This is a genomic window from Amycolatopsis sp. NPDC003861 (assembly GCF_053605405.1).
Window position 1 is genome coordinate 1 of the sequence record NZ_JBSGJD010000314.1, and the last position, 9,632, is coordinate 9,632.

Annotated in this window: 10 protein-coding genes; 9 read left to right on the plus strand and 1 reads right to left on the minus strand. The window is 72.2% G+C overall.

All coding sequences use genetic code 11. From position 1 onward, the window contains the following. The 6 genes from ACWEVN_RS42935 to ACWEVN_RS42960 all read left to right on the plus strand — a co-directional run. A partial coding sequence (locus tag ACWEVN_RS42935; RefSeq protein ID WP_452055115.1) for a hypothetical protein occupies nucleotides 1-769 on the plus strand: 769 nt, incomplete at its 5' end. 3 nt (nucleotides 770-772) lie between these two features. Further along, on the plus strand, nucleotides 773-2,134 hold the full coding sequence (locus ACWEVN_RS42940; RefSeq protein WP_452055116.1) for a WXG100 family type VII secretion target: 1,362 nt from the start codon (nucleotides 773-775) through the stop codon (nucleotides 2,132-2,134). Beyond that, the gene (locus ACWEVN_RS42945) at nucleotides 2,134-2,604 is read left to right on the plus strand and encodes a hypothetical protein (RefSeq protein ID WP_449682250.1); all 471 of its coding nucleotides are present in this window, start codon (nucleotides 2,134-2,136) and stop codon (nucleotides 2,602-2,604) included. Before ACWEVN_RS42940 ends, ACWEVN_RS42945 begins: the two co-directional genes overlap by 1 nt. Next, a complete protein-coding gene (locus ACWEVN_RS42950; protein ID WP_310977180.1) occupies nucleotides 2,601-2,921 on the plus strand; it encodes a YbaB/EbfC family nucleoid-associated protein in 321 nt (106 codons plus the stop codon). Before ACWEVN_RS42945 ends, ACWEVN_RS42950 begins: the two co-directional genes overlap by 4 nt. Next, nucleotides 2,921-4,291: a type VII secretion integral membrane protein EccD gene (eccD, locus tag ACWEVN_RS42955; RefSeq protein ID WP_449682251.1), complete on the plus strand. Its 1,371-nt coding sequence runs from the start codon at nucleotides 2,921-2,923 to the stop codon at nucleotides 4,289-4,291. Before ACWEVN_RS42950 ends, eccD begins: the two co-directional genes overlap by 1 nt. 80 nt (nucleotides 4,292-4,371) lie before the next feature. After that, on the plus strand, nucleotides 4,372-5,637 hold the full coding sequence (locus ACWEVN_RS42960; RefSeq protein WP_452055117.1) for a glucuronoxylanase: 1,266 nt from the start codon (nucleotides 4,372-4,374) through the stop codon (nucleotides 5,635-5,637). 1 nt (nucleotide 5,638) lies between these two features. On the opposite strand, the gene ACWEVN_RS42965 is transcribed toward ACWEVN_RS42960, so the two are convergent. Beyond that, nucleotides 5,639-6,679, minus strand: a complete 1,041-nt coding sequence (locus tag ACWEVN_RS42965; protein ID WP_452055118.1) for a type VII secretion protein EccE — start codon at nucleotides 6,677-6,679, stop codon at nucleotides 5,639-5,641. Between the two features lie 140 nt (nucleotides 6,680-6,819). On the opposite strand from ACWEVN_RS42965, the gene eccB reads away from it, so the two are divergent. Genes eccB through ACWEVN_RS42980 form a run of 3 tightly spaced genes read left to right on the plus strand, consistent with a single transcriptional unit; the run spans nucleotide 6,820 to nucleotide 9,583 of the window. Further along, entirely contained in the window at nucleotides 6,820-8,241 is a 1,422-nt protein-coding gene (gene eccB / locus ACWEVN_RS42970; RefSeq protein ID WP_452055119.1) for a type VII secretion protein EccB, read from the plus strand. 11 nt (nucleotides 8,242-8,252) lie between these two features. Beyond that, complete coding sequence (locus tag ACWEVN_RS42975) at nucleotides 8,253-8,948, plus strand: response regulator transcription factor (RefSeq protein ID WP_235190866.1); 696 nt, start codon at nucleotides 8,253-8,255, stop codon at nucleotides 8,946-8,948. Then, on the plus strand, nucleotides 8,945-9,583 hold the full coding sequence (locus tag ACWEVN_RS42980) for a response regulator (protein WP_452055120.1): 639 nt from the start codon (nucleotides 8,945-8,947) through the stop codon (nucleotides 9,581-9,583). Before ACWEVN_RS42975 ends, ACWEVN_RS42980 begins: the two co-directional genes overlap by 4 nt. Nucleotides 9,584-9,632 lie beyond the last annotated feature (49 nt).

Genomic DNA, 9,632 nt, shown 5'->3' on the forward strand with positions numbered 1-9,632 from the left:
CATCAACGTCGTCCAGAAGGGCGCCGAGCTGCTCGGCGTCTCCGGCACGCTGATCAAGACCGCGCAGGAGGCCTACCGCGCGGTCGTCTCCGCGGTGAACCCCACGGTCGCCGCGCTGATGTCGAACTGGTGGACCTACGGGGCGGCGGTCGCTTTGTCGACCGCGACGAGCGCGTCGCTGCGGGCGTTCATCACCGCGATCGGCGCGCTGCTCAAGGCGCTCGGCGCGGTGGACCTCGCCCAGCAGGTCACCACGCTCGCCCAGGTCATCGGCGAGATCGAGAAGCTCTTCCACCACTCCTCCGGCAGCTCGGGTGCGACGGCGCCGTCGATCGGGAGCACCCCGGTCACCGCGCCGCAGACCCCGCCGCCGGTGGCGAGCCCGTCGGGGCAGCAGGCGGTGGCGGGCGGGAGCGGCGGGGGGATCCCGCAGCAGCCTTCGTTCACCGACTACACCCCGCCCGCGCTCGCCACCGGCGGCGGTTCCAGCGGCACCGGTGCCACCGGTGCCACACCCGCGAACAGCTGGATCCCCGTCGACCACCCGGCGACGACGCCCTCGGTGCCCGCGCCCGCACCCGCACCCGCGCCGTCGATTCCCGCCCCGGCGGCCGGGCACGCCGACGAGGTCGTCATCCACACCAACCTGACCACCGGTGAGTCCACTGTGGAGGCTCCGGGCGGCCAGGACTTCGACCTCGACATCGACCTGGACTTCAACGGCAAGCACTTCAGCCAGCACGTCGGCTACGACGCGGCCGGGAACTAGCCGGTGGCGGGCTCGGGGGTGGTCGACGCGTCCGGGGTGGTCAGCTCCGTGCTGTCCGGCTACCGGCGCGTGCTCGTCGAATGCCGCCGGCGCGTCACCGGGGACCCCGGGGCGCTGAGCGCGGCCTCGCAGCGGGTCGCGACCCGGGCGACGGCGGTTTCCGGCCAGGCGAAGGAAATCGACGAGTCCGCGAAGGCCCTGCACGCGGACTGGGACGGTGACGCCTACACGGCGTTCGCGACGGCCGCGGGCGAGCTCGGCAAGGAGCTCGCCGACACGGCGACGAAACTCGGTGACCAGGCGAACCGGCTCGCCACCGCGGCCCGGCTCGTGCAGTCCGCCGAAGCCGCCATCGACTCGGTGCTCACGCAGTTCGACTCCTACGCCGCCCAGCTGACGGCGCAGGCCCGCGCGGTGAACTCCGCTTCGGTCGGCGCGTTCATCCAGGCCGCTCGGCAGCTCGGCGAACAGAGCGTCGCCGCGGCCCGCGAGGTCGTCGAGGAGTTCTCCGACGCGCTGGCCGAGCTGTTCCCGCCCGAAGGCGTCGGCCGCCTGGAGCACGAGCTCGGCAAGTGGGCCCGCGGGCAGCTGCACTGGCTCAACGGCGAGCCCCTCGACGGCCGGAAGCGGCCGCGGACCGTGCCGTCGTGGTTCGGCAACTCCGGCTGGAAGAAGCTGACCTGGGACGGCCTCGAAGGCACCCGGGCGCCGAAGAAGGCGGATACGCCGTTCGGGCAGCCGGAAGCGTCCGGGCTGAAGGAGAAGATCGGCCGCAACACCGAGATCACCTACTACAAGTTCCAGCACGAGCAGGACGGCTGGTCCCCGGAGTACGACGGGAAGATCACGTCGAAGGGCTGGGACGCCTCCGCGTCCGGGCACGCGGAACTCGCGGCGCTGCACGGGGAAGCCGAAGCCAAGAAGGCGTGGGGCGTCGCCGAAGCCCACGCCAAGGGCACGGTGTTCGCCGGCGGCGAGGCGAGCGCGTCCGGCACGATCGGCGCCCACGGCGTCGGCGCGCACGCGAACGTCTTCGTCGGCGGCAAGGTCGAAGGCGAAGTCGCCGCGGACGTCGCGGGCATCGGCGTCGGCGCGAACGGCACGCTGCAGTACGGCCTCGGCGCGCAGCTCGACGCCCAGGCCGTCTACGACGCCGGGCACCTCAAGGTGAACTTCAAGGCGGGCGCGGCACTCGGCCTCGGCCTGGGGGTCGGCGCGAAGATCGACATCGACCTGCCGAAACTCGGCCACACGATCGGCGAGTACGGCGGCGCGGCGGTCGACGCCGTCGGCCACGCGGCTTCGGACGCGGCCGACGCCGTCGGTGCCGCTTGGGACGACGCGGTCGCGTACGTGGGGCTGTGATGACCCTTCCCCTCGACTTCGTCATCCCCGACGGCTGGACCGCGGTCGACCCGGGCGACTCCGGCGCGGTGTTCGTCGCCGTGCACGAAGCCGCGCCCGGCGAGTTCGTCCCGAACATCACGGTGAGCGTGCAGCAGCGGCCGGACGACACGACGATCGACGCGATCGCGGGCGAAGCCGTCGAACGCCTTTCGCGGACGCTGGCCGGGCTCGACGTGCTGAGCCGCCGCGACGTCGGCGACGCGGCCGCTCCCGCCGTCATGCAGTTGCTGCGGCTGCGCACCGGCGAAGGCACCGAGCTGATCCAGACCCAGGTGCACCTGACGGTCCCCGGCGCCACGCCGGCCGAGCGTCTCGTGCTCGAGCTCGCCTGCACGGCCGCGCCCGCGACCGCCCGGCGGCTCTCACCCGGTTTCCAGCGGTTCGTGGCCAGCGTCCACGTCCGCCAGCACGAAGGGAAGCAACAGTGACCGATCCGTACGCGGTGCCCGACATGGACGAGCTCCTCTCCCAGGTCCGCAAGCAGACCGAGGAAGTCCAGCGGATCCAGCGCACGGTCGAGGCGATGGAGATCAAGGCGCACTCGCGGCAGAACGAGGTCACCGTCACCCTCCGCGGCGACGGCCGCTTCACCTCGATCGACATCGACCCGCGCGCGATCCGCGAGTACGACGCCCGCAACCTCTCGGAGATCGTGCTGGAAGCGGTGAACGCCGGGCTGCAGAAGCTGGCCGAGGCGTCGTCCGCCAAGTTCGCCCCGGTCATCGCGGCCGCGAAAGACGTGTGATGACCGCTTCTCTCACCGGCACCACCCGGCGGGTCACGGTGGTGACGCCGCGGGCCCGCGTCGACGTCGCCCTGCCGCAGCAGTCGACGTTCGCCGAGCTGGTGCCGCAGCTGGTCCGGCTCGCCGGCGCGTCCGGGCAGGCGTCGGCCGAGCACCCCGGCTGGGTGCTTTCCCGGCTCGGCGGCGCCCCGCTGGCCTTGGGCCTGAGCGTCGCCGCGGCCCAGATCCGGGACGGCGAAGTGCTGCACCTGACCCCGCGGGAGCGCCCGCGGGGTCCGCTGCTGTTCGACGACGTCGTCGACTCGATCGCCAGCGTCGCCGACACGTCCGGGGGCTGGGGCCCGTCGGTGGCCCGGCGGTCCGGGCTGGTCGCGGCCGTGGTCCTGTTGCTGGCGGGCGGCTTGCTGGTCCAGGCGGCGGCGTCCGGCAGCGTCCTGGCCCCGATCGGGACCGGGCTGCTGGCTCTGGTGCTGCTGCTCGGCGGCGGCGCGCTGAGCCGCGCGTACGGTGACGCCGAAGCCGGCGCGGCCGGGTCGCTGGCCGGCGTCGGCGTGGCGCTGCTGGCGGGGATGTCGGTGCTGCCACCGCATCCGCTGTTCTCGCTCTCGGCGGGCCCCCTGGCCGCGGGGTTCGCGGCGGTGACGGTGTACGGCGTGCTGGCGGCGGTCTCGGTGGCGGACCGCCTGCCGTGGTTCGTGGCGATCACGGGCGCGGCGGGCTTCGGCGCGGTGACGTCCGGGGTCGTGCTGCTGGCCGGCGTCTCCGCGGGTTCGGCCGCGGCCGTGGTCGCGGTGCTGTGCACGGCCTTGGCGGCGGTGGCCCCGATGCTGGCGCTGCGCTTGGCGCGGCTGCCGCTGCCGCGCGTCCCGGACGACATGGAGGCGTTCCGCGCGGACGAACAGCCGTCGCTGGGCACGGAGATGATCGGCCGGACGTCCCGGGCCCAGGCGGTGCTGACCGGGTTGCTGGTGGCCCTCGGCCTGGTGGTGCTGGCGGCGTCGGTGGTGCTTTCCGCGGGTGGGCCGTGGGACGCGGGCCTGGCGGCCCTGCTGGGCGTGGCCTGGATCCTGCGGTCGCGGTCGTACGCGGGCCGCGCGCAGCGGCTGGTGCTGGTCGGCTTCGGCGTGCCGACGCTGGTGTGCGCCGGGGTGTGGCTGGTGGCTTCGGGTGACCGCACGGTGATCTTCGCGGCGGGCTGCGCGGTCGTCCTGGCCGCGGTGCTCTGCCTGGTGTACGCCACCCGGGTGGCGCGCGGGCTGCGTTCGCCGTACTGGTCACGGCTGCTGGACGTGACGGAGTTCCTGGTCCTGCTGTCGCTGGTGCCGGTGGTGGCGATGATCGCGGGGGTGTACGAAGCCGTCCGGGGTTGACGCCGGCGCGTGAACGCTGTTAATACTGATCAGTGGGAGCGCTCCCAGACTGTGCAGGCAGTCGACTTAGGGAGATGCTCATGACTTCACGTCGAGACCGGTCCGGGATCGAGGGGTCGCCGCTGCGGCGGCGGACGGTGCTGGCCGCGGGAGCCGCGTTGCCGGTGCTGGCGGGCCGGACACCGGCCGCGGCGGCCAGTGCGGTGGTCGTCGAGCCGTCGAACGTGCAGCAGACGATCCTGGGCTTCGGCGGGATGAACCACACCGTGTGGATCAGTGATCTCAACGCCGCTCAGCGGGAGACCGCGTTCGGGAACGGGACCGGCCAATTGGGGTTCACCGTGCTGCGTATTCCGGTGCACGAGGATCGGAACAACTGGAGTCGCGAGGTCGCCACGGCCAAGCGGGCCAGCCAGCTCGGGGCCAAGGTGATCGCCTCGCCGTGGAACCCGCCCGCCTCCATGACCGAGAGCTTCTCCGGGGGGAAGCGGCTGCGGTACAACGCCTATGGGTCCTATGCGCAGCACCTCAACGACTTCACCGCGTTCATGGCGAACAACGGGGTGCCCCTGTACGGGATCTCGGTGCAGAACGAGCCGGATTATGCGCACGACTGGACGGCTTGGACCGCCGCGGAGATCGTGCGGTTCCTGCGGGAGAATGCCGGGTCGTTGAGTACCCGGGTCATTGCGCCCGAGTCTTTTCAGTACCGGAAGGCCATGTCCGACCCTATCTTGAACGATGCTTCCGCTCTGGCCAATGTGGACATCATCGGTGCGCACCTCTACGGGACCCGGTTCGCCGATCTGCCCTATTCGCTTTTTCAGCAGAAGGGTGGCGGTAAGGAGTTGTGGATGACTGAGGTGTACTACCCGAACAGCACCGACTCCGCCGACCTGTGGCCGCAGGCTCTCGACGTCGGTGAGCACATGCACCGGGCTTTGGTGGACGGGCGGTTCCAGACCTACGTTTGGTGGTACATCCGGCGGTCGTACGGTCCGATGCGGGAGGATGGGCAGATCAGCAAGCGGGGTGCCTGTATGGCGCACTTCTCGAAGTGGGTTCGGCCTGGGTACTCGCGGGTCACGGCTACGGCCAATCCGCAGGCCAATGTTTATGTCTCCGCGTTCAAGAGCGGGTCTCGGGTTGTGATCGTGGCGATCAACAAGAACACCGCTGCGGTGGATCTTGCTTTCACTGTGCGGGATATCGGTTCCGGGGCCGCGCAGAGCTGGGTGACCAGTGGCAGCGCGACCCTGGCGCGGTCCACCGACGTGACCCTGTCGAACGGGGCTTTCACCGCTCAGCTGCCTGATCGGAGCATCAGGACGTTCGTGGTGAACTGAGTCAGCTGTCCAGCGCGAGGGGCAGCGTCTTCCGGACCCCGGCCCCGTGCCGCCCGTGCAGCGGGACCACCGAGGGCGGCACGGGAACCGGAGCACCCGGGCGCGCGCCCACTCGGACCGTCACCTCCGCCTTTTCCTTGCCTCCCGCCGTTCTTGTCAGCGTGTACGACGTTGCCGTGAAGGCCGCCCCCGGTACCGCCACGTCCAGCATCCTCGGGGACCTCTGGGTGAAGCACATCTGTGTCGAATCGTCCCACACCCAGGACTTCCAGCGGTCCGGCTCTGTCGTTGCCGCTCCCTGGACGCCCAGCGCCACCCGGAGCTCTTTTGCCAGCTCTCCTGCCTCCAGGACCGTGCTCTGGTATCCGGCCTCCGCCAGCGTTCCCATCAAGCTCAACGCCGCTGACGCCGTGCTTCGCAACGCTCCCAGCTCGCCGCCTCCGCGGGCCAGCGCCGCTATCGGGGCCTGGTCCGGGCGGTAGCGGACCGCCAGCCAGCGGACCCTCAGCACCTGGTCGCCCCGGGGAATCGCCCACGTCAGCAGCTGGGCCGATGCCAGGGGGATGTCCGCTCGCCGGTAAGCCGCACGCAGGGCATCGACCAGGGGTTCCAGCGCTCCCGGGCCGGGCATCAACCGGACCAGCGCACTCCAGCCGCCGTCGATCTCCGCCACGCCGAACCGGTTGCCCGCCCGGTCCACGTGCTGGCGGACCTTCACCGGTCCGGCCACGTTCAACAGCGGGTCCGGGCCTTCGCGGCGGGTGTCGTGGCGGCGCAACCGGAACGCCGTCCACGTGACCGCCCAGCCGGCCAGGTGCCGACCCGCGAAGCGGACCGACGTCAGCAGCACCAGCAACCCCGCACCGATGCTGACGCCGAGCTTGACCGGCTGGGCGACGCCGTCGACCAGCCAGGCGAGCAGCACCGCGATCGCCGCGAGCTCCCACAGCGCCGCCTGGAGCGGGCGGATCGGCAGCAACCACGGCAGCGGTGTCGCCGCGGGCCGGGACGGTGCCAGGTGGACGGCGGTATCGACGGACACGGGCTCCCCTTTCCCCGGCCCCGACGCTACTGCCTGCCCGGATAGCGCGTGGGCGTAAAAATTACCCTCGCCGCACCCCGGTCGGGTGCCTAGCATCGGCTGCTCGGGAGGATGACGCACACATCCGGGGGCACAACAGCGTGTGGACGCAGCGGGACCAGATCCAGGCGTACCAGTTCCTCCGCCGCAGGCTCGTTTCCGCGCTCGTCGCCGCCGACGCCAACCACCCCGTCTCACCCAGCCGGCGACTCGTGTTGAGCACCGTCCTCGGGGTCGTGGCCGCCCTCCTCGTCACCGCCGTCTTCGGCATCATCGGGCTGCTCAACCCCTCCGGCGGCAAGGACTGGCTGGCCGGCGGCAAGGTGATCGTCGAGGAAGGCACCGGCGCGCGGTTCGTGCTCGGCGCCGACGGCGTCCTGCACCCGGTGCTCAACTACGCCTCCGCGCGGCTGCTGGCCGGCGGCAACGGCGACACCACCGTGTCCGTCTCGCCGGAGAACCTCGGCAAGGCCGGCCGCGGCACCCAGATCGGCATCCCCGGCGCGCCCGACTCGCTGCCGTCGTCGAACGCGCTCGTGACCGTCCCCTGGACGAGCTGCAGCCGGACCACCCAGGACGCGCCCGCGTCGGCCGAGCCGCGCACCGCCGTCCTGCTCGCCGCGCCCGCGTCCGGCGTCGAGCTGCCGCGGGACCAGGGCGTGATCGTGCGGCTGCCGCAGGGGGAGCGCTTCCTGCTCGCCGGCGGGCGGCGCTACCAGCTGAGCGACGAGGCCGCGACCGCGCTGCAGTTCGACAGCTACCCGACGATCGCGGTGTCGTCGCGGTGGATCGACACCGTCCCGGCCGGCCGCGACCTGACGGCGTTGCCCGTCGACGGCGCCGGCGACCGGGGGCCCCGGGTCGGCGGCCGGGACACCCGGGTCGGCCAGGTCCTCGCCGTCGTGGACGCGATGGCCGCGCCCGGCGCCGCCACGTCGTACTACCTCGTGCGCCGGGACGGGCTCGAGCCGGTCGGGCAGACCGAGGCGAGCCTGCTGGTCACCACCGAGGCGAACGCGTCCGCCTACGAAGGGACGCCGAAGCCGGTCGACGTGCGCGCGGCCGACGTCGCCGCGGTCGCGAAGGTCGGCGCGCCGCGGGCCGGCGGGGCCGATCCGGCCGCCTACCCCGACCGCATCCCCGGCAAGGCGCCGATCACCGGGAACTCCGTGGCGCTGTGCGTTCAGGGCAGCCGGTTGCTCGTTTCGGCCGAATTCCCGCTTCCCGTTGGGGCCAAAGCCATCCAGGTCGCCACCCGGACCGAAGCAAGGGTGGCGGACGAGGTGTTCGTACCTCCCTCGGGGGGAGCCGTCGTCGTCGAAGCCGGTTCGGTCACCGCGTACCTGGTGACCGACACGGGCCGGAAGTACCCGGTGGTGAATGCGCAGGCCTTGGCCTCGCTCGGCTACGGAGGCGTCGCCAAACCGCCGGTCACAGGTAGTTTGCTGGCATTGGTGCCGACGGGCCCCGCGCTGGACCCGGCCACGGCCGGGCGGCCGGCTCCGTCGGGTGGAACGGGGTGAAAGTCGTGCACATGACAGAAGAGCGTCCGACCGAGGGTGAGCTGGACCAGGGGCGGGTCCGGGTCGCGGTCATCGAAGACCACCCGCTGTACCGCGTCTCCGTCGAACGCGTGCTGGCCGAAGCCGACTTCGTCGAGCTCGGCGCGGTCGTCGATTCGGTCGCCCGGTTCCACGTGCACCGGCAGCCGCCGGGCAGCGTGGTCCTGCTCGACCTGGGCCTGCCGGGCGTCGCGGGGGCGGCGGCCGTGCTGGAGGTGTGCGAGCTCGGCCACCACGTGCTCGTCGTCTCCGCGCAGGCGGAACCGGAGGTCGTGCTCGGCGCGATCGCGGCGGGGGCGCGCGGGTTCCTGTCGAAGGACGTCGACGCCGACGAGCTGCTGATCGCGATCAAGACGGTCGCCGGCGGCGGCGCGTACGTCTCGGCGGTGGTCGCCGGGATGATCATGAAGGACAACGCCGACCGGCCCGCCGTGTCGGCCGAAGCCGAGCTGTCCCCGCGCGAGGAGCAGGTGCTGCGGCTGGTGGCGGCCGGGGAGCGGGACGTCGACATCGCGCTGATCCTCGGCATCGGCGTCCGGACGGTCCGCGGCTACCTCGACCGCATCCGCGACAAGACCGGCGAACGGCGGCGGCCGGGCCTGGTCAAGGAGGCCATCCGGCGCGGCCTGATCGGCGAGGCCGGCCCCCGGCGCGGCGGCCGCAAATGACCGACTCCGCGCGGCGCATCCCGGTCGGGGTGATCGAGGACCACCCGCTCTACCGGTACGCGCTCAGCCGCGTGCTCACCGAGGCGCCCGACATCGAGCTCGGCGCGGTCGCCGACTCGGTGGCCCGGTTCGCGGTCCAGGACCAGCCCGCGGGCAGCGTCGTCGTCCTCGACCTCAAGCTCCGGGGGGTCCAGGACGCGGCCGCGGTCCTGGAAGTGGGGCAGATGGGGCACAAGGTGCTGGTGGTGTCCGCGCACGCGGAACAGCCGGAGGTGCTCGGCGCGATGCAGGCGGGGGCGAAGGGCTTCCTGTCCAAGGACGTCGACGGCGACGAGCTCCTGCGCGCGATCCGCACGATCGCCGACGACAACGCGTACGTGTCCCCGACGCTGGCCGGGATGATCATCCAGGACAGCGAAGAGCGGCACGCCGGCCCGAAGATCGTGCTGTCGGAGCGGGAAAAGCAGGTCCTCCGCCTGGTGGCGGCGGGGGAGCGGGACGTCGACGTGGCGGAAATCCTCAACATCAGCGTCCGCACGGTCCGGTCCTACCTGGACCGCATCCGCGACAAGACCGGCGAACGGCGGCGCGCGGGTTTCGTGCGCGTCGCCATCCGCGAAGGCCTCCTCCGCTAGCCCCGGCCCCAAGCGCCCCAATGTGGCGTTGGTTGCGTCCAACGCACCG

Coding starts and splice junctions, on each gene's coding strand:
- ACWEVN_RS42945 (WP_449682250.1), top strand. CDS start 2,134: ATGACCCTTCCCCTCGACTTCGTCATCCCCGACGGCTGGACCGCGGTC.
- ACWEVN_RS42960 (WP_452055117.1), top strand. CDS start 4,372: ATGACTTCACGTCGAGACCGGTCCGGGATCGAGGGGTCGCCGCTGCGG.
- ACWEVN_RS42980 (WP_452055120.1), top strand. CDS start 8,945: ATGACCGACTCCGCGCGGCGCATCCCGGTCGGGGTGATCGAGGACCAC.
- ACWEVN_RS42975 (WP_235190866.1), top strand. CDS start 8,253: ATGACAGAAGAGCGTCCGACCGAGGGTGAGCTGGACCAGGGGCGGGTC.
- eccD (WP_449682251.1), top strand. CDS start 2,921: ATGACCGCTTCTCTCACCGGCACCACCCGGCGGGTCACGGTGGTGACG.